Source organism: Duganella sp. CF402 (assembly GCF_900109645.1).
GTDB lineage: Bacteria > Pseudomonadota > Gammaproteobacteria > Burkholderiales > Burkholderiaceae_D > Rugamonas.
Map to the genome: position 1 here is coordinate 1,150,054 of NZ_FOBG01000001.1, position 19,296 is coordinate 1,169,349.

Here is a 19,296-nt window from a genome sequence, read left to right on the forward strand (position 1 = left end):
CATGCAGGCCAATGACTGCATCATCGTGATTAACGCCGGGTCGTCGAGCATCAAGTTCTCGATGTACACCGGACCGGCGCTGGCGCTCGGCCTGCGCGGCAAGATCGAAAACCTGTACAGCGGCGTGGCGCGTTTTGCCGCGCAGGATGCGGACGGCACGGTGGTCGGTGAGCGCAGCTGGCCAGATGCACGGCTCGACCACGAAGGCGGCATGCGCTTTCTGGTCGACTTTGCGCAGAAGCATCTGGACGGGTATCGGGTGGTGGCGGTCGGCCATCGTATCGTGCATGGCGGCGTGGCGCACAGCGGGCCGCAGCGGCTGGATGCCGCGCTGGTCGACGAGTTGCAAAAGCTGGTGCCGCTGGCGCCCCTGCATCTGCCGCACAATCTGGCGCCGGTTCGCTCGGTGCTGGCGATGGCGCCGGACGTGCCGCAGGTTGGCTGTTTCGATACGGCCTTCCATGTCGGCCAGCCGGCCGAGGCGCAGGCGTTCGCGCTGCCTGCGCGGATAACTGATCTGGGCGTGCGCCGGTACGGTTTTCATGGGTTGTCTTACGAGTATATCGCCAGTGTATTGCCGCAGGCGGATCCTGTACTGGCACAGGCCAGGGTAGTGGCTGCACATCTGGGCAACGGCGCCAGCATGTGTGCGATGCGGGCCGGGCACAGCGTGGCCAGCACGATGGGCTTCACGGCGGTCGACGGCCTGCCGATGGGCACCCGCTGCGGTGCGCTTGATCCGGGTGTGGTGCTGTACCTTATGCAGGAATTGGGCATGGACGTGGCGGCGGTGCAGCGGCTGATGTATCAGGAATCAGGCTTGCTGGGCGTGTCCGGGATATCGTCGGACATGCGCACGCTGGAGCAGAGCGACGATCCGCGCGCCAAAGCGGCGATCGCGTTGATGGTGTACCGCATCGGCCGCGAGCTTGGCTCGCTGGCGGCGGCGCTGGGCGGGCTGGACGCGCTCGTGTTCTCCGGTGGCATAGGCGAAAACAGCGTCGCGCTGCGAGCTGCCGTCTGCCGCGATGCGGCATGGCTCGGCGCGCGGCTGGACAGTGCGGCCAATACCGCTGTGTCTAACGGCGTGCGGCGGATCAGCGCGGAGGACAGCAAGGTCGCGGTGTGGGTGGTGCCGGCCAACGAGGAGTTGATGATCGCCCGACACGCATTGGAACTGGTGGAGCAGCCATGAATACGGAAACGGTCTATCCCATTTTGTCCGGCAAGCGCGCGCTGGTGGTTGGTGTGGCCAACGAGCATTCAATCGCATGGGGCTGCGCGCTGGCCTTCCGCAGACTGGGTGCGGACGTGGTGCTCACTTACCTGAACGAGAAAGCGCTGCCGCACGTGGCCCCGCTGGCCGAACAAATCGACGCGCAACTGCTGCCGCTGGACGTTACCCAGCCCGGCCAGCTGGAAGCGGTGTTCGCCGCGCTGGCCGAGCGAGGCAAGCTCGATATCCTGGTCCACTCCATCGCCTTCGCACCCAAGGCCGACCTGCAAGGCGGCTTGCTGGACTGCTCGCTCGAAGGCTTCCTGCAAGCGATGGACGTGTCCTGCCACTCCTTCGTGCGCATGGCCAAGCTGGCCGCGCCGCTGATGACCGACGGCGGCAGCATGTTCGCCATGAGCTACCACGGCGCCGACAAAGTGGTCCCCAACTACAACGTCATGGGACCGGTGAAGGCCGCACTCGAAGCAGCCTGCCGCTACCTGGCTTATGAACTCGGTCCGCGCGACATCCGCGTGCATGCCATCTCACCGGGACCGCTGCAAACCCGCGCCGCCTCTGGGCTGAAGGACTTCGACCACTTGCTGGCCGAAGCCGTGCAGCGCGCGCCGCTCGGTGAACTGGTCGACATCATCGATGTCGGTAACACCTGCGCCTATCTGGCATCGCCGTACGCCAGGCGCCTGACCGGCAGCACGGTCTACGTCGACGGCGGCTTGAATATCATTGCGTGAAAGGAGCGCCAGATGCAAATTATCCTGAGAGGCTTGCACGGCGACGACAACGAGGAAAGCGTGACACAGGAACTGTCGACCTACCTGCATGTCACGTCCGTTGAAATGGTGCGGCAGGGCGAGGAAGACAATCCGTGGGCGCTGGTGGAAGTCAGCGATTCGTATGAGCGGGTATGGAACGTCTGCAATCAGCTGCGCGGCGTTTTCCATCGCGGTAAAGCGCTACACCTCACCATTCCGCTGCACCACGACGATACCTAGCCGCGCCGCGCGAGGAAACCGTGGATCTGTGATACCACGGCCGCGCCTTCGCCCACCGCCGCCGCCACACGCTTGGTCGAATTGGCGCGCACATCGCCAATGGCGAACACGCCTGGCACGCTGGTCTCCAATGCCGCGCGTCCTTCGCCGCCCGGCGCATCGTAGCCGGTCAGGATAAAGCCCTTGTCGTCCACCTGCACACCGCAATCGCCCAACCAGCCGGTGTTCGGGTCGGCGCCGATGAACAGGAATATGCGGCAAATGTCATAGTCTGTTTCAAGCTGGCTGCGGTTGTCGCGCACGCGCACTTGCTGCAAGCCTTCCTCATCGCTGCCTTCCAGCGCGACGATTTCGGACTCCACATGCAGTTCGATGTTGGGCGTGGCCGCAATTCTCTCGATCAGGTAGCTGGACATGGTGGAAACCAGGCTGTCCTTGCGGATCAGCATATGTACCTTGGCCGCGTGCGCCGACAAATACACCGCCGCCTGTCCCGCCGAATTGCCGCCGCCGACCAGGATCACTTCCTCGCTAGCGCACAGACCCGCTTCCAGCGGCGAAGCCCAGTAGTACACGCCTTTGCCTTCAAACTGGCGCAGGTTGGCCAGCGACGGACGACGGTAGCGCGCGCCGCATGACAGCACCACAGTGCGGCCTTGCAGCAGCGTGAGGCTGCCGCACATCTCCACTTGCAGCGGATAGGTATCGCACAGCAGGCGTCCGGCCGGCGCCGGAATCGCCATCTTCACACCGAACTTCTGCGATTGCACGAACGCGCGTCCAGCGAGCGCGCCGCCGGATATGCCGGTCGGGAAACCGAGATAATTCTCGATGCGCGCGCTGGCAGCGGCCTGTCCGCCATAGGCGCGGGTTTCCAGCACCAGCACCGACAAGCCTTCGGACGCCGCATACACGGCGGTCGCCAAACCAGCAGGGCCGGCGCCGACCACGATCACGTCCCAGACATCGTCGGGATTGAGCGGCGGCAGGGTGCCGAGACAGCGGCCCAGATCGACCACGCTGGGATTTTTCTTGACGTCGCCGTTGGGGCACACGGCCAGCGGCCAGTCCTCGGCCGTCGGCTGATAGTGCTCGCACAGCGCGCGCGCCTGTCCGTCGCTGGCGGGATTCAGCACCCGGTGCGGCAGCCCGTTACTGGTCAACCAGCCTTGCAAGGCATGCAGGCGCGGATGGCCCGGCGTGGCTACCAGCACCAGTCCACCATCTTTGCTATCGATTTGCTCCACACGGCGCAGGATGAAGGCGCGGACGATGCGCTCGCCCAGCTCCGCCTCGGCGATGATCAGCGCACGCAGGCCTTCAACGCTGAGCATCAGCGCTTCCACATCGCCGACCGCGTGGCCGTTGACCAGCGTCGGCGCGCCGGCCAACTGGCTGATTTCGCCCGCAAACTCGCCATGCGTATGTTCGGTGATGACGGAGCTGTTACCAAGGCCGTCGTAACGGCTGATGCGGATCGCGCCTTTCAGCACCACGTACATGCCAAAGTAAGTGAGGCCCGCCTCAAACAGGCGTTCGCCATCCTTGAAACAAACGAGTGTCCCAAAACGCTGGATGCGCTTGAGTTCCGCCGGTGCCAGCTTGGGCAGCGCCTGGGCGGTGCGGTTCTTGAAGGTGTCGTAGATGGTCATGCGCCATAGTCTAGCGCGAATTTTCCTCCGCTCGCCAGATTCTAAAGTAAGACTTTTAGCCAGCGTTGTTTATAGTCGTCCCACCCTGGCAAATGGAGCGGCGTGGCGGCCCGCTTGTTGTTGGCCGGTGCCCGGCCCCAGTGATGCAGCATCCATGCGCCGCTGGCGGTGCCGCTGCTGTCGTCGGTGCTGCTGACTTTCTGATGCGGTCGCAACGCGGCCAGCAGGCGCGCGAACCAAGGGTTCCCGGTGAAGCTGCCTTCGACGACGATGGCCGTGCCTTCGGCTTTGACGCCCAGCGCGTCGAGGCAGTAGTCACTCATCAGCACGCAGTACAAGGTGGCGAGTGCGTAGCGCTGGCCGCTGCTGGATGGCGCGGGGCCTACGATGCTGCCGGTGAGACCTGCGAATGGACCGCCGGTGGCGGCAAAACAGGGCAAGGCCAGCGTGAATTGGTCGATCATCGCCTGCAGGTCGGCGAGGCTGCACGGTTCTGTGTGCGGGCCGGCCAGTTCGGCAAATTCACGGCCGCCCATGAAGCGCATGCTGGGCACAGGATGACCCATTGCGTCGCTGTTGGCGAGCATGTCGGCTTGTTCGTGCAGCGCGTCCAGCGGCGCGCCGGGAGCGGCGGCGATGACCCAGGTGCCGGTTGATAGCACGGCGGGCGGCGGCGTCACGGTCAAGTGGCGCAGCAGCGAGGCGTTGCTGTCATGGATGCCGCACAGGACGCGGCAATTCTCCGGCAATCCGGTGCGTGCGACGATTTCCGGCTTGAGTGTGCCGAGCGCGGTCCACGCTGGACGCATGGGGGCAAACAGCCGGTTCCAGCCCGTACGGTCGACCAGCGATGAATACTGCTTGCGCGACGGCTGCCACAAATCGGTATGGCAGCCGAGCGAAGTGATTTCGCTGGCTGCGACGCCGCACAGCCGCCAAGCCCAATACTGCGGGTACATCAGGATATGGCGCGCACGGCGGAATTGTTTCGGGAAGGTGTGCGACTGCCACACCAGTTGTCGGCCCAGATTCAGGCCCGCAGGCAGCAGCGGCGAGTGCGTGGCGGAATAGGGTGGCCGCTCCACGGCGTAATGCGTTTGCTGCGAGGCTGGCAGTTCGTATTCGTAGTCCAGCACCGGTAGAACAAGGCCTTCATCGTCCACCAGCGCGGCGGTGGCGCCGTGCGTGACCGGAACGATGGCGTCGATTTCCGCCTTCTGCGCGAAGTCGCACATCCGGTCCAGCATCCATTCCCAGATGCGTTCCGTGTCGTGATGCGGATACGGCCCGTCGCGCAGTATGGTGTTGGCGCTGCGCTGTTCGGCCAGTACGGCGCCTTGCGCATCGAGCAGCACCAGCTTGACGTTGGTCTTGCCGATGTCCAGAACGATGGTGGCGCTCATGCTTTGCGGCCGCGCAGCAGGCGTGGCAGCGCGATGGTCGCCAACAGCAGCATGCCGATCACGATGGTCATGTAGATGCCGGGGACATTGGCCAGCGACAGGCCGTAGGTCACAGTGCCGAGCGTGAGCACTGCCAGCATGACTCCCGCGATGGTGCCCGCGCCGCCGGCGATACTCACTCCGCCGAGGATGACCATCGTGATGATCTCCAGCTCCCAGCCCATTGCGATATTGGGGCGCGTGCTGCCGATACGGCCTGTGAGCAGGTAGCCTGCCAGTCCGGCCATCGCGCCGGTCAGCATGAACAGCGCGAGGCGGTAGCGGTCCACGGCGATGCCTGAGAAGCGCGCAGCGACCGGATTGTTACCGATCGCGTAGATGCGGCGTCCCCAGCTCGTTGCGTGCAGCATTACCGCAAACAGCGCGGCGCACGCCAGCAGGATGACGAATTCGCGCGGAATGGCGTCGAAGAAGTATCCCTGGCCCCAGTCGGCCATTTGCTGAGGATAGCCGGTGTAGGCCTGGTCGCCCAGCATCACGCTGGCGACGCCGCGGAATACCGACACGGTGCCGATGGTAACCACGATGGACGGCAGGCCAAAGCGCGTCACCATCACGCCGTTCAGCAAACCGCAGGCGGTGCCGGTGGCCAGCGCGATTGGCAGCAGCGCTTCCGGCGGTGCGCCATTGGCGTTGGCGAAGCCCATCGCCACCGATGACAGGGCGAGGATGCCGGAGACGGAGATGTCGATTTCGCGGCAGATAATCAACAGCGCCATCGGCAAGGCGATCAGCGCTTTTTCGCTGAAGTTGAAGGTGCCGTCGGCCAGGTTGTCGAGGTCGAGGAAGTTCGGCAGCAGGATGCTGTTGGCGATGAAGGCGGCCAGCAGCAGCAACGCCAGCAGGCTCTCGCGCCGACCCAGCGCGGCGCGAATACGGAAGCCCGGGCGGTCCGAGATGATGTAACGTGAAGTTGGCATGGTGGTCGTGTTCATGCGGTGCGGCCTCCATGCAGCGGCAGGATCTGGCGGCCACCTTGTTTGCCGTTGCGGGCGTTGATCAGTACTGCGGTGAGGATGACGATGCCGGTCAGCGCGCTTTGCCAGAACGGCGATACTTTCACCACCGGCAGTGCGTTGCCGATCACCGCGAGGAACAAGCCGCCCAGCACCGCACCGGCCACGCTGCCGCAGCCGCCGGCGATGCTGATGCCGCCGATGACACAGGCTGCGATCACGGTGAATTCAAATCCATACGCGATCTCGGTGTAGGCGACGGCGTAGCGCGCTACCCACAGGTAGCCGCACAGTCCCGCCATTGCACCGGACAGTCCATAAGTCCACAGCAGCCGCTGCGCGATTGGAATGCCGACATAGCGCGCCGACGATGGCGCGTTGCCGATGGCGTAAAGGTCGCGGCCGAAGCGGCTGTGCCGCGCCACGTACCACGCCGCCAGCACGACCAGCGCCGCAATCCATACCAGATGCGTCACGCCGAGCAGCCGCGCCAGAGGGAATGCCACGAAATCTGAAGGCATCTGGTGCGACGACACCCAGGCACCGCCGGAGAGCACGAACACCATGCCGCGATACACGCTCATGGTGCCTAGCGTGACCACGATGGGCGGCAGGTCGAGATAGCCGATCAGATAGCCGTTAATCAGGCCGAGTGCCAGACCGATGCCCAGCGCCGCCAGCACGATCAACGGCAGCGGCAGGGCGGGGAAGCGCGCCGCCAGCAGTGCCGACATCATGCCGGCCAGCGCCAGGCTGGAAGCCATCGACAAGTCCACGCCGCGCGTGACGATGACCAGCATCTGCGCCAGCGCCAGCATGATCAGCGGCGTGCTGTCGGTTAGCAGGTTGGCCAGGCTGGCCGGCGTGACGAACACCGGCGCACGCGCGCCGACCAGCGCAATCAGTCCAATGATGCACAGCGCCAGTTGCGTCTCACGCATTCTCAACAGCGCCTTCATGCGCATTCCTCCAGCGGCAGCGCGCAGCCCGATGCGGCGGCGACGATCATTTCCGGCGTGGCCTCGGCCCGCGCGTATTCGTTTTCAATTCGGCCTTGATGCATGACGATGATGCGGTCCGCGAGACCCATCACTTCAGGTAGTTCGGACGACACCAGTATCACGGACAAGCCCTTGGCTACCAGATCGCTGATGAAGCGATGTACGGCGGCCTTTGAGCCGATGTCGATGCCCTTGGTCGGCTCGTCCAGGATGATGACCTTGGGATCGGTCGCCAGCCATTTTCCCAACACGACCTTTTGCTGGTTGCCGCCCGAAAGTTCGGACACATGCTGCGTCAGATGCGTCGCCTTCAGTTCCAGCTGTTCCGCGTAGTGCCGCGCAATCGCGTTCTCCTGCTTGCGTCGTCCGCACAGGAAGAAACCGACACGCGACAGGATCGGCAGCGTCATGTTATGCAGGATGGGCAGCGTCAGGTGCGCGCCTTGATGCTGGCGGTCTTCCGGCACGTAGGCGATGCCGTGAGCGATGGCGTCTGCGGCGGAGCTGATATCGGCCCGCTTGCCGTGTATGCGCACTTCGCCGCGTACCCCGGCGGTGAGGCCGAACAAGGCTTGCATCACTTCCGAGCGGCCGGCGCCTACCAGGCCGTAGAAGCCCAGTATCTCGCCCTGGCGCAGCGAGAAGCTGACATTATCGAATTCGGTTGGATGGCTGAAGTTGCGCACTTCCAGCACCACTTCGCCCGGTGTGACGTCGGCCTTGGGATAGGCTTCTTTCACGGAGCGGCCGACCATCAGGGCCACCAGTTCAGGCTCGGTGATATCGGCCAGCGCGCCCTCGGCGATGAACTGGCCGTCCCGCAGTACCGTGTAGCGGTCGGCGACGGCGAAAATCTCGTCGAATTTGTGGGAGATGAAAATCACCGCCGTGCCGGCAGCACGCAACTGGCCGATGATGCGGTACAGCTCCTGTATCTCGCGCTGCGACAGCGAAGCGGTCGGCTCGTCGAGGATGACGACCCGCGCATCCTGCGACAGGGCGCGAGCGATTTCCACGAAATGGCGCTGCGCCACGCTCAAGTCCTTCACGCGTGCGCGCACCGGCAGCGCGACTTCCAGTCGCTCAAACAGCTTTTCCGCCTCAGCCTCGATGCGCTTCCAGTCGATGCGCGCACCACGGCAGGGCTGGCGGCCGACGTAGATATTTTCAGCGACCGTCAGTTCATCGAACATCACCGTTTCCTGGTGCACGGCGGTGATCCCGGCCTGCATCGCGTCCTGCGCGCTGCTGAAAGACACCGGCTGGCCGGCCAGCGTAATGCTGCCTTCATCCGGTTGATAAATACCGGTGAGCGTTTTCACCAGCGTGGACTTACCGGCGCCGTTCTCGCCGATCAGCGCCATCACTTCGCCGGCGCGCACCGTCAGCGCGACTTGATTGAGCGCGACGATGCCTGCAAAGCGCTTGCTGATCCCGGCCAGTTGCAGGACCGGGCTTGTATTGGTGGTCATAGTGGGCCCGGCTCAGAAGATCTTGGCGAATTTGTCGACGTTGCTCTTATCGTAGGTGAACGGCGGCGCCATCGCACCTTCGCCGTTCGCATCGATAGCGATGGCGCCCATGCGGCCAGCCGAGATGCTGCCGCCGGGATGTGCGGTCGGCCGCTTCTGCACAAATTCGTACGCAGCGTATGTCGCCGCGTATCCGAGATCAATCGGATTCCAGATCGCGAACTCGCGCACTGCACCGCTCTTCACGTGGCCCGCCATCTCAGACGGCAGGCCAAGACCGGTGACAAACACCTTGCCCACCAAATGCTCGTCCACCACGGCCTTGCTTGCCGCGTTGATGCCGACCGTGGTCGGTGCAATGATGGCTTTCAGGTGCGGATTGCTGCGCAACAGGCCGATGGCTTCGCGGTAGCTTTTGTCCGACTGGTCATCGCCGTAGACCGTGGCCACCAGTTTCATCTTGCTGTACTCCGGCTGCTGCAGCACCTTCTTCATCACGCCGATCCAGATATTCTGATTGGTCGCTTGCGCCGATGCCGACAGGATGGCGATTTCACCCTCGCCGCCAATGGCGTCCGCCGCCATCTGGACCTGCTTGGTGCCGATCAAATCGGCGTTGGAAGGATTCAGCTGCATTAAACGTCCTTCCGGCGCCAGGCCGCTGTCGAAGGAAATCACCTTGATGCCGCGCCCCATTGCCTTCTTGGTGATCGGCACCAGCGCGTTCGGGTCGTTGGCCGAGATGACGATGGCGTTGACCTTCTGGCTGATCAGCGAATTGATGATCTCAATCTGGCCTTCCGCGCTGGGCGTGGTGGGGCCGGTGTAGATAATCTCGACGTTCTTCAGTTCCCTGGCGGCGTCGTTGGCGCCGTTATGGGCGGCGTCGAAGAAGCCGTTGCCGAGGTTTTTCACCACCATCGCGATGCGGATGTGGTCCGGCTCTTTTTCCTTGCAGCCTGCGATGGCCACCAACAGGCCGGCGGCAACGGCCGCCATTACGATCTTCTTGAGTTTCAATGCGTGGCCTCCGGTTGGAACATGCCTACGGATTCAAAGCCGTACGGTGCGTTGAACGCCGACGGCGCGATTTGCTGCGGCAGCGCTTCGCGCTCCACGGTGACCACGCGCACGCCGGACTGTTCCAGCAGCTGCACGGCCGCATCGGATGCCTCGGTATCGGTGATGACGGTCGACACGCGGTTCAATCCGCACAGGATCAGGCCCGCCTTCTTGGCGAACTTGGAGCTATCGGCCAGCACGATCAGTTCCTCGGCCTGCGAAATCAGGCGCTTCTCGGCCTGGATCAGCAGTGGGTCAGCCTCCATCAGGCCAAGCAGCGACAGGCCGTAGACGCTCATGAACATCTTGGCCGCGTAGTGGTGCTGGGTGATGTCGTTGTCGAAGGGGCTGAGGATGACGTTCTGTTCGCGGTACACCTTCCCGCCGGGGACGATGATCTCGTTCTCGCTCGAGACCAGCAGGCGCTCGGCCATCAGGAAGGAATTGGTGAGGATCTTGAGGTGATGGTCGACCAGGAATTCAGCCATCATGAAGGTGGTGGTGCCGCCGTTAATGATGATGGTTTCACCCTCGTTGCACATGCCGGCGGCGTAGCGGGCGATGGCGCGTTTGTGCTCGGCGCGGCACTGGATATTGTTCTGGAAGGTCTCGCTGGTGAGCGTGAAGCCGCGCTTTTTCTGCTCAAGATTGGCGGCGCCGCCGCGTGTGCGGGTGAGCAGGCTACGGGCCGCCAGCCAGCTGATATCGCGCCGCACGGTGGCGGGCGAGGCGTTCAGCCAATCGACCAGTTGTGGCACACTGGCCGTATTATGTTCGGCAAGCAGTTTCAATAAACGCTTGCGACGCTTGTGATTTACCATTTGAGTCTCCTTTTATTCTGGGCTACTCCCGTCATTCACTGCGGCGTGCCCGTTTATTAGCGATAAAGGCTAACCACTTCCAAATCGCTCGTCAATCATTGTTCGATCAATTTAGTGATTGTTTTATCAGGTTCGATCAATAGAGTGATTATTTGGTGCTTGCTCATTTTCTTGATTGCTTCTGCATTGACACCCATCGCCCGCCGGTTTCTACTGAATAAAGTGAAAACACAACAACGGAGACCAGCAATGAAAGAACCCCCGATCACTTCCTTGTGGGACGACGCCGCAGCCGCGAAGATGAGCGAACCTGAGCTGCTGCTGTACCGTTCCAACCTGCTTGGATCGGACCTGCGCATTACGAACTTCGGCGGCGGGAATACCTCGGCCAAGGTGATGATGGAAGACCCGCTCACCGGCGCTCAAGTGGAGGTGCTGTGGGTGAAGGGCTCCGGCGGGGACCTGGGCAGCATCAAGATCGACGGCTTCTCCACGCTCTACATGGACAAGCTGCAGGCGCTGAAGGGGCGATATCGCGGCCTCGCGCACGAAGACGAAATGGTGGCCTATCTGCCGCACTGCACCTTCAACCTGAATCCGCGCGCGGCCAGCATCGACACGCCGCTGCATGCCTACATCGCCCGCAAGCACGTCGACCACATGCACCCGGATTCAGTGATTGCGATCGCCGCTTGCGCCAGCAGCCAGGCGCTGACGCAGAAGATCTTTGAAGGTGAACTGGGATGGCTGCCGTGGCAGCGTCCCGGCTATGATCTTGGCCTGAAGCTGGAAGCGCTGTCGCAGCTGCAGCCGCACTTGAAGGGGATCATCCTTGAAGGCCACGGTCTGTTCACCTGGGGCGATACCGCCAAGTCCTGTTACGAAACCACGCTGGCGATCATCAAGCGCGCGGAAGAATGGCTGGCCGCGAACGTCAAGCAGCCGGTGTTTGGCGGTGCGGCCATCAAGCCGTTGCCGGCCGAAGAACGTAGTGCTTTCGCAGCCCGCTTGATGCCGCTGCTGCGCGGGAAAATCAGCCGCGACGAATATAAGCTCGGTCACTTTGACGACAGCGCGGCGGTGCTGGAATTCGTTTGCAGCAAAGACTTGCAGCCGCTGGCGGCGCTGGGCACTTCGTGTCCGGACCACTTCCTGCGCACCAAGATCCGTCCGTTCGTGGTCAACTACGACGCCGATTTCGACAAGGTGGTGGCGGGGCTGGATGACGCGCTGGAAGCCTATCGCGCCGACTACAAGGCCTACCACGAGCGCTGCAAGCGCGATAACAGCCCGGCGGTGCGCGACGCTAATCCGATCATCTACCTGATTCCCGGCGTCGGCATGCTGTCCTTTGCAAAGGATAAGGCCACGGCGCGCATCGCCGGCGAGTTCTACGTCAACGCCATCAACGTGATGCGCGGCGCGAACGGCGTCGATACCTACGTCGGTCTGCCGGAACAGGAAGCCTTCGACATCGAATACTGGCTGCTGGAAGAAGCGAAGCTGCAGCGCATGCCGAAACCGAAAAGCCTGGCGGGCCGCATCGCGCTGGTGACTGGCGGTGCTGGTGGCATCGGCCAGGCGGTGGCGAAGCAGATGCTGCAAGAGGGCGCATGCGTGCTGCTGACTGATATCGACGCCGAAGCGCTGGAGCAGGCGCAAAAGGATCTGGCCAAGGTGGCCGGCAAGGACAACGTCGGCGGCGTGGTCGCCAACATCACCAGCGAGGAAGATGTCGAGAACGTGCTGAAAGCGGCGTCGTTACGCTTCGGCGGGCTGGATCTGCTGGTGTCGAACGCCGGTATCGCTTCGTCGGCGCCGCTGGAAGACACCACGCTGGACGTCTGGCAGCGCAATCAGGACATCCTCGTGAAAGGCTACTTCCTGGCCAGCCGCGCGGCCTTCCGCATCATGAAGCAGCAGAAACTGGGCGGCAGCATGGTGTTCGTGGCGAGTAAAAATGGCTTGGTGGCGTCGGCTGGCGCGTCAGCCTACTGCACCGCCAAGGCGGCCGAGATTCACCTGGCGCGCTGCGTCGCGCTGGAAGGCGCGCCGCACGGCATCCGCGTCAACGTGGTCAATCCGGACGCCGTGATTCGCGGTTCGCGCATCTGGGACGGCAAGTGGAAGCAGGAGCGTGCGCAGTCCAACAAGATCGACGCCGATGATGTGGAAGCCTTCTATCGGGACCGCAGCATGCTGAAACTGAGCGTGCTGCCGGAGGATATCGCGGAGGCGGTGTATTTCCTGTCCAGCGACAAGGCGGCCAAGAGCACTGGTAATATCCTGAACGTGGACGCCGGTAACGCTGGCGCATTCACGCGATAAAAAGAATCAAGGAGACATTGTGAGCACCATCATCGACAGCGGACGCGTGGCCGAGCATAACGCTCAACTGCGCGCCGGACTGAATGCGGACTACGAAGCGCTGGGCGGCATGCTGGCACGGCGCGGCGTGGATATCGAAAAGCTGACCGCCGCCGCGCAGACCTTCGCCGTGGCCTTGCCCAGCTGGGGCGTCGGCACCGGCGGCACGCGCTTTGCGCGCTTTCCCGGTCGCGGCGAGCCGCGCAACGTGTTTGAAAAAATCGACGACTGCGCGGTGATTCATCAACTGACGCGCGCCACGCCGGGCGTGTCGCTGCACTTCCCCTGGGATAAAACCACCGATCCCGCAGCGCTGCGGCAGCAGGCCGAAAGCCACGGCTTGTATTTCGATGCGGTCAATTCGAATACCTTCCAGGATCAGGCAGGGCAGGAGCACACCTACAAACATGGCAGCCTGACCGCCATCAACGCCGCCACGCGCGCGCAGGCTGTAGCGCACAATATCGAATGCATCGAGCTGGGACGCGCGCTCGGATCAAAAGCGTTGACGGTGTGGGTAGGCGACGGCGCCAACTTCCCCGGCCAGCACAATCTGCGCGGTGCGCTGGAGCGCTATCTCGGCAGCATGCGCGAGATTTACGCGGCCTTGCCGGCGGACTGGCTGATGTTCATCGAACACAAACTGTTCGAGCCGGCGTTCTACGCCACCACCATCGCCGACTGGGGCACCAGCTTTGCCTGCGCGCAGACGCTGGGCGAGAAGGCACGCTGCCTGGTCGACCTGGGCCACCACGCGCCGAACACCAATATCGAAATGATCGTCGCGCGGCTGGCGCAATTCGGCAAGCTCGGTGGTTTCCACTTCAACGACAGCAAATACGGCGACGACGATCTGGATTCGGGCAGCATCAATCCCTTCCAGCTGTTCCTGGTGTTTAACGAGCTGGCCGATGCTGCGGAGCGCGATGGCGCGTCGTTCAAGCCGGCCTACATGCTGGACCAGTCGCACAATGTGACCGATCCGATCGAAAGCCTGATGAACAGCGCGGTGGAAGTGCAGCGCGCCTTCGTGCAGGCGCAGCTGGTGGACCGCGCCGCGCTGCGCCAGCATCAGGAGTCCAACGATGCGCTGCAATCGGCGCAGGCCTTGAAGCATGCCTACCGTACCGACGTCAGTGCGATCCTGGCGATGGCGCGGCTGCGTGCCGGTGGCGCCATCGATCCGGTGGCGTGCTATCGCGAGAGCGGCTATCGCGCCAAGGCGGCGGAAGCGCGTCCGGCCAAGGCGGGTGCCAGCGGCAGCGGCATCGTGTGAATACGCGCGCCTTCCGGATGCAGCTCAAGCCCGGCGCTGTCGCCGAGTACAAGCGTCGCCACGATGAATTGTGGCCGCACCTCGGCAAGGCGCTGCGCGACGCCGGCATTTACGACTATTCGATTTTCCTCGATGAAGAAAGTCTTCAGCTATTCGCCGTACTCAAACTCTGGCCTGACCACAGAATAGAGGATCTGCCGCTCAAGCCCGTAATGCAGCGGTGGTGGGACTATATGGCGGACCTGATGGAGGTGGAGCCCGGCAACCGGCCACGCGAGTGGCCGCTCAAGCAGGTGTTTCACTTCGCCTGATTCAACAGGCCGCGATCGCGCAGCCATTCCTCCGCGCGGCGCGGCCACAGCGACGACGTGCCGAGGCCATCGCGCATGCCCATGCCGTGGCCGCCGTGCTCCAGCAAATACATCTCCGCCGGTACTTTGTTTTTGGTGAGCGCCTGATAGAACAGGATGCTGTTGTCTACCGGGACGGCGGTATCGGCCTGGGTGTGGATCAGCAGCGTCGGCGGGGTGGCTGCCGTGACCTGCTTCTCCAGCGACATCAGGTTCAAAAGCTCGGCGGACGGCGCGACGCCCAGCAGCGCCTTGCGCGAACCTGCGTGCGCTGCTGGATCCTGCATGGTGATCACGGGGTACATCAGCATCAGGAAATCCGGCCGGGCGCTGACACTATCCAACGCCCCGCCTGTACGGCCAAGGGGGTGGTCGAAAAGTGTACCGGCGCTGGCGGCAAGGTGGCCGCCGGCGGAACTGCCCATCGCACCGATGCGGTCCGGACGGATGCCGAATTCGGCCGCGCGCGAGCGCAGCATGCGGACCGCGCGCAGCACATCCTGCAAAGGTGCTGGATGCCCGAACTCCTGCATGCGATACTTGAGCACAAAGCTGGTCACGCCCAGGGTGCTGAGCCAGGTCGCGTATTGATCGCCTTCGCGCGCGGTTGCCATGCGGATGTAGCCGCCGCCGGGACAGATGATGACCGCAGTGCCATTGGGATGATCTACCGCCGGTCCGATCATGGTCAATGCCGGCTCGCTGACGTTGGAGGTGTAGCCGTCGCCGACCTTCTCCGGTCCGATATTGCGTTGGCCAGGTACGCCTTCAGGCCAGAGCGGGATCACAGCGGGTGCTGCGGAAGTCCATCCGGCGGCACTGAGCATCAGTACGAGCAGTAGTTTTTTCATAGAGGAGACAGTGTGAACAAATTGTTGGGCGCCATAATATTAACCTTGTCCGCGCACAGCGCGGGCGCGGCTGAATTGTTTAATGGCCGCGATTTCAGCGGCTGGGAATTGCAAACCACACCCGCTGCTGCGGTGGCGGAGGCGTTCCAGGTGCTGCCGGACGGCGTGATCGCGTCGGCTGGCAAGCCTTCCGGATTTATCGCCACGCGCGAAAGCTACCGTAATTACAAACTGCACGTAGAATGGCGCTGGCCGGGCAAGCCGGGGAACGGCGGCGTGCTGCTGCACATCAGTCCCGGCACATTCGACCGCGTATGGCCGGTGAGTTTGCAGGTGCAGACCAAGTTTGGCAATGCCGGCGACCTGCTGCCGATGGCGGCGGCCAGCTTCGCCGAGCCGTTGACCAGCGCGCCCGGCGCGGAAACCCGCATCAAGGCGCACACCGCTGCGGACAGCGAAAAGCCTGCGGGCGAGTGGAATACCTGCGACATCGTCAGCCGCGATGGCACGGTGGAGGTGACGGTGAACGGTGTTCTGCAAAATCGTGTCTCGAATGCGTCGCCGGCGTCGGGGAGGATCGGCTTCCAGCTGGAAGGCACGCCTTACGAATTGCGCCGCGTGGAACTGACGCCACTCGATTAAAAAAGAAACCCTGCCGGCCGAGGAGACGTGGGAGAGTGTTTAGCCGGCAGGGAAGGAGTGCAGATCCAGTATCTGCATTTGCGCACAACGTGTCAACGGCGCGCGCAATCTAATCACATTGATGATCGGATTAGTCGCCGCCGCAACCACCGCCGCCGCAGCTGCTGCCACCATCTCCACCGCCGTCGCTTCCTCCGCCTCCACAAATGCCTTCCGGCAGAACTGCTCGTAGTTTCTGGTGTAGAGGATGAACTCATGCCATAAATCGTCCGCCACCTGTGACGGCATGGAGACGTATTTGCGTCCGCTCTTCAAGTGCGCGAGGAAGAATTGGCGTAATCCCTGTGCCACCAACTGGCAATCCTTCAGACTCAGATGCGGGTGCCGGGCGCGCAGTTTGTCGAACAGGCCATGCGGCAGGATGAAGTCGCGGATATAAGCCTCGCGGCGTGCCTGGTGCTGTCGCGCCCACAATACGGCCGAGACACCGGCAAGGGCGATGCAAGCGATGGAAGTGGCTGTATTCATAGTCTGGTTGCCAAATTTCGTTCCCGGATTTGGTGGTTTTCGTAATTGCCCTAACGTGAAACCAGTCGCAGAATGATTTCACACGTGCTAACACGTGATAACTATAAAACGACGGAGACGAAAAATGAAGCTCAAACACAGCTTGGCGCTGCTGACGGCAGCGCTATGGATGCCGCTCGCCTGTACAGCGGAAAACTACCACTGGGATTCGGTCGCCATCGGTGGTGGCGGCTACGTAACGGGGATCATTCCCAGTAAAACTGAACGCGGCGTGGTGTATGCGCGCACCGATGTCGGCGGCGCCTACCGATGGGACGCAAACAACGCACGCTGGATCGCATTGAACGACTGGATCGGCGAGGCGGATATCGGCTTGCTCGGCATCGAGTCGCTGGCAGTCGATCCACGCAACGCGGCCAATATCTATCTGCTTGCCGGTACCAGCTACTTCAGCGGCGGCAAGACCGCCATCCTCCATTCCACCGACTACGGCAAGACCTTCACCGTGACCGACGTGAGCGCGCAGTTCAAGGCGCACGGCAATGGCATGGGGCGGCAGAACGGCGAACGGCTGCAAGTCGATCCCGGATCCAGCAATGTGCTGTACGTGGGCACGCGCCGCAATGGCTTGTTCAAGAGTGTGGACTCCGGCGCGACATGGAACCGTGTGGCCGGGCTGGATGTGACCACCACGCCGAATGATAACGGCATCAACTTCGTGCTGCCGGATCCGTCCAGCGTGAGCGGCGGCGTGGCGAAACGTATCTTCGTCGGCGTGTCGCGCTTTGCTTCGGCTGGCCCTAACCTGTACTTCAGTGCCGACGGCGGCGCCACCTTCACTGCGGTGAAAGGCGGGCCAGGCGCCAGCTTGATGCCGCAGCGCGCGGCCATCTCGTCCAAGGGCAAGCTGTATGTCACCTATGCCAACGGCGCGGGGCCGCATCCGGTCGACGGCGAGCCGATGGACAATGGCCAGATTTGGGAATACAACGCGGTGGGCGGCAACTGGGTCAACATCACGCCGGCTGGGCTGGCACGGCCTTTCGGCGGCATTAGCGTGGACCCTGCCAATCCCAAGCATCTGGTGGCATCGACCATCAACACATGGATGCAGCAAGGCGCCAACGCATATGGCGACCGCATCCTGACTTCCCTCGATGCCGGCCGCACGTGGACCGATGTGGTGGCGCGCGGCTTCGCGCTGGACAGTGGCGGTGCGAGCTGGATCACCAACGGCGCCTCCATCCACTGGGCTGGCTCGATTGAGTTCGATCCGTTCGATACCAAAAAAGCGTGGGTCGGCTCGGGCAACGGCTTGTTCAAGACCGCAGATATCGATGCGCCCACCACCACCTGGAACTTCAACGTCGCCGGGCTGGAAGAAACCGTGCCGTTCAACTTTGAGACGGTTCCGGATGGCCCGCTGGTATCGACCATCGGCGACTTCGATGGTTTCGTGAACGCAGATCCAGCGCAGTACGGCGTGCAGCACAACCCTCAAATGGGCACCACCAGCGGCCTGGCGATCGCGCCGCAAGATGGCCGTATCATGGCGCGCGCCGGTTCATCGCTGTACTACTCGATCAACGGCGGCGCCAGCTGGAACAAGTCGGCTTCGTTCAACGGCTCGCAAGGTCAGCTGGCCTTGTCGGCCGATGGCTACGTGCTGCTGCACAGCCCCGCCAATTCGTCGACCAGCTATCGCTCCACCAACTACGGCGGCAGCTGGACGCCAATTGCCGGACTGGCGATCAACAACGCTCGCCCGGTGGCCGATCCGGTTAATCCCAACAAATTCTATGCCTACGACGGTGGCAGCCTGCTGGCCAGCGTGGATGGCGGCGCGAGCTTTGTGGCCAAGGGCAATCCCGGTGCTGGCGGATCGAACATCATCCGCCTCGCTCCCGGACGGGAAGGGGACGTGTGGGTTTGCCTGAACGGCGGCGGCTTGACGCGCTCCACCGACTCCGGCGCCACTTTCACCAAGATCGCCAGCGTGAACCAGTGCGGCGGCATCGGCTTCGGCAAGGCCGCGCCGGACGCCAGCTATCCAGCGTTGTATATGCTGGGCGCCGTGGGCAGCACCCGTGGCGTGCTGCGCTCGATCGACGCCGGCGCAACGTGGGTGCGCGTCAACGATGACGCTCACCAGTACGGCGGCAGCGGCAACGCGCACATGATTAACGGCGACCTGAATGTGTTTGGCCGGGTGTACATGAGCACCGCCGGGCGTGGCATCGCTTACGGCAGCGTGGCGGCTGAGGGGGACGTGGCCGTCACGCCGGTCACCGCCGCTCCACCGACCAGCACAGAACCGGTAAACCAATGCAGCTACGTGGTGACGGCGTCCTGGAACGGCGGCTACAACGCGGCAGTACGCATCACGAACAATCGCAGCACAGTGATCAGCGGCTGGTCCGTCACTTGGACCTATACAGACAACTCAGTCGTACAAGGGTACTGGAACGCCGCCGTTACAGGCAGCAGCCCGACCTATACAGCGGTGCCGAACCAGAGCTGGAACCACGACATTTATCCGGGCAATACCGTGGAATTCGGCATGACGGTGAGCGGCTCGGCCATTCCGGTAGTGACCGGCGACGTTTGCAACTGAACGAGGGAACCA

17 protein-coding genes are annotated in these 19,296 nt (G+C 62.9%); 8 read left to right on the forward strand and 9 right to left on the reverse strand.

Annotated features, from left to right (window positions below; genetic code table 11):
* Position 1: 1 nt before the first annotated feature.
* Genes BMZ70_RS05210 through BMZ70_RS05220 form a run of 3 tightly spaced genes read left to right on the forward strand, consistent with a single transcriptional unit; the run spans position 2 to position 2,229 of the window.
* Positions 2-1,195, forward strand: coding sequence for an acetate/propionate family kinase (locus BMZ70_RS05210; protein WP_092270840.1), 1,194 nt, complete (start codon positions 2-4; stop codon positions 1,193-1,195).
* Positions 1,192-1,968 carry an enoyl-ACP reductase FabI gene (gene fabI, locus BMZ70_RS05215; RefSeq protein ID WP_092270842.1) on the forward strand — a complete coding sequence of 259 codons (777 nt, stop codon included), beginning with the start codon at positions 1,192-1,194 and terminating at the stop codon, positions 1,966-1,968. Before BMZ70_RS05210 ends, fabI begins: the two co-directional genes overlap by 4 nt.
* Positions 1,969-1,980: 12 nt before the next feature.
* Positions 1,981-2,229, forward strand: coding sequence for a hypothetical protein (locus BMZ70_RS05220; RefSeq protein ID WP_092270845.1), 249 nt, complete (start codon positions 1,981-1,983; stop codon positions 2,227-2,229).
* Here the strand turns inward: BMZ70_RS05220 and BMZ70_RS05225 are convergent.
* The 7 genes from BMZ70_RS05225 to BMZ70_RS05255 are packed head-to-tail and all read right to left on the reverse strand — an operon-like array spanning position 2,226 to position 10,656.
* On the reverse strand, positions 2,226-3,881 hold the full coding sequence (locus BMZ70_RS05225; protein WP_092270848.1) for an FAD-dependent oxidoreductase: 1,656 nt from the start codon (positions 3,879-3,881) through the stop codon (positions 2,226-2,228). The two genes, BMZ70_RS05220 and BMZ70_RS05225, sit on opposite strands and share 4 nt — an antisense overlap.
* A gap of 41 nt (positions 3,882-3,922) precedes the next feature.
* Positions 3,923-5,284 (reverse strand): FGGY-family carbohydrate kinase, encoded by a 1,362-nt coding sequence (locus tag BMZ70_RS05230; RefSeq protein ID WP_092270851.1) that lies wholly within the window; start codon positions 5,282-5,284, stop codon positions 3,923-3,925.
* The gene (locus BMZ70_RS05235) at positions 5,281-6,279 is read right to left on the reverse strand and encodes an ABC transporter permease (RefSeq protein WP_092270854.1); all 999 of its coding nucleotides are present in this window, start codon (positions 6,277-6,279) and stop codon (positions 5,281-5,283) included. The genes BMZ70_RS05230 and BMZ70_RS05235 overlap by 4 nt, the downstream gene beginning before the upstream one ends.
* Entirely contained in the window at positions 6,276-7,259 is a 984-nt protein-coding gene (locus tag BMZ70_RS05240; RefSeq protein WP_092270857.1) for an ABC transporter permease, read from the reverse strand. The genes BMZ70_RS05235 and BMZ70_RS05240 overlap by 4 nt, the downstream gene beginning before the upstream one ends.
* Positions 7,256-8,773: a sugar ABC transporter ATP-binding protein gene (locus tag BMZ70_RS05245; protein WP_092270860.1), complete on the reverse strand. Its 1,518-nt coding sequence runs from the start codon at positions 8,771-8,773 to the stop codon at positions 7,256-7,258. Before BMZ70_RS05245 ends, BMZ70_RS05240 begins: the two co-directional genes overlap by 4 nt.
* 12 nt (positions 8,774-8,785) lie before the next feature.
* Positions 8,786-9,772 (reverse strand): rhamnose ABC transporter substrate-binding protein, encoded by a 987-nt coding sequence (gene rhaS / locus BMZ70_RS05250; protein ID WP_092277576.1) that lies wholly within the window; start codon positions 9,770-9,772, stop codon positions 8,786-8,788.
* Between the two features lie 17 nt (positions 9,773-9,789).
* On the reverse strand, positions 9,790-10,656 hold the full coding sequence (locus BMZ70_RS05255) for a DeoR/GlpR family DNA-binding transcription regulator (RefSeq protein ID WP_092270863.1): 867 nt from the start codon (positions 10,654-10,656) through the stop codon (positions 9,790-9,792).
* A 249-nt stretch (positions 10,657-10,905) separates the two neighbouring features.
* Here BMZ70_RS05255 and BMZ70_RS05260 point away from each other — a divergent pair, with 249 nt between their 5' ends.
* The 3 genes from BMZ70_RS05260 to BMZ70_RS05270 are packed head-to-tail and all read left to right on the forward strand — an operon-like array spanning position 10,906 to position 14,610.
* Positions 10,906-12,984 carry a bifunctional rhamnulose-1-phosphate aldolase/short-chain dehydrogenase gene (locus BMZ70_RS05260; protein ID WP_092270866.1) on the forward strand — a complete coding sequence of 693 codons (2,079 nt, stop codon included), beginning with the start codon at positions 10,906-10,908 and terminating at the stop codon, positions 12,982-12,984.
* A gap of 19 nt (positions 12,985-13,003) precedes the next feature.
* On the forward strand, positions 13,004-14,299 hold the full coding sequence (gene rhaI / locus BMZ70_RS05265; protein ID WP_092270870.1) for an L-rhamnose catabolism isomerase: 1,296 nt from the start codon (positions 13,004-13,006) through the stop codon (positions 14,297-14,299).
* Complete coding sequence (locus tag BMZ70_RS05270) at positions 14,296-14,610, forward strand: L-rhamnose mutarotase (RefSeq protein WP_092270873.1); 315 nt, start codon at positions 14,296-14,298, stop codon at positions 14,608-14,610. The genes rhaI and BMZ70_RS05270 overlap by 4 nt, the downstream gene beginning before the upstream one ends.
* On the opposite strand, the gene BMZ70_RS05275 is transcribed toward BMZ70_RS05270, so the two are convergent.
* Positions 14,598-15,500, reverse strand: coding sequence for an alpha/beta hydrolase (locus BMZ70_RS05275; RefSeq protein WP_092270876.1), 903 nt, complete (start codon positions 15,498-15,500; stop codon positions 14,598-14,600). The two genes, BMZ70_RS05270 and BMZ70_RS05275, sit on opposite strands and share 13 nt — an antisense overlap.
* A 12-nt stretch (positions 15,501-15,512) precedes the next feature.
* On the opposite strand from BMZ70_RS05275, the gene BMZ70_RS05280 reads away from it, so the two are divergent.
* A complete protein-coding gene (locus tag BMZ70_RS05280) occupies positions 15,513-16,142 on the forward strand; it encodes a 3-keto-disaccharide hydrolase (protein ID WP_092270878.1) in 630 nt (209 codons plus the stop codon).
* Between the two features lie 39 nt (positions 16,143-16,181).
* Here the strand turns inward: BMZ70_RS05280 and BMZ70_RS05285 are convergent, their stop codons facing one another.
* Positions 16,182-16,670 (reverse strand): glycine-rich domain-containing protein, encoded by a 489-nt coding sequence (locus BMZ70_RS05285; protein ID WP_207231522.1) that lies wholly within the window; start codon positions 16,668-16,670, stop codon positions 16,182-16,184.
* Between the two features lie 124 nt (positions 16,671-16,794).
* On the opposite strand from BMZ70_RS05285, the gene BMZ70_RS05290 reads away from it, so the two are divergent.
* Entirely contained in the window at positions 16,795-19,284 is a 2,490-nt protein-coding gene (locus BMZ70_RS05290) for a cellulose binding domain-containing protein (protein WP_092270881.1), read from the forward strand.
* The last annotated feature ends 12 nt before the right edge of the window (positions 19,285-19,296 follow it).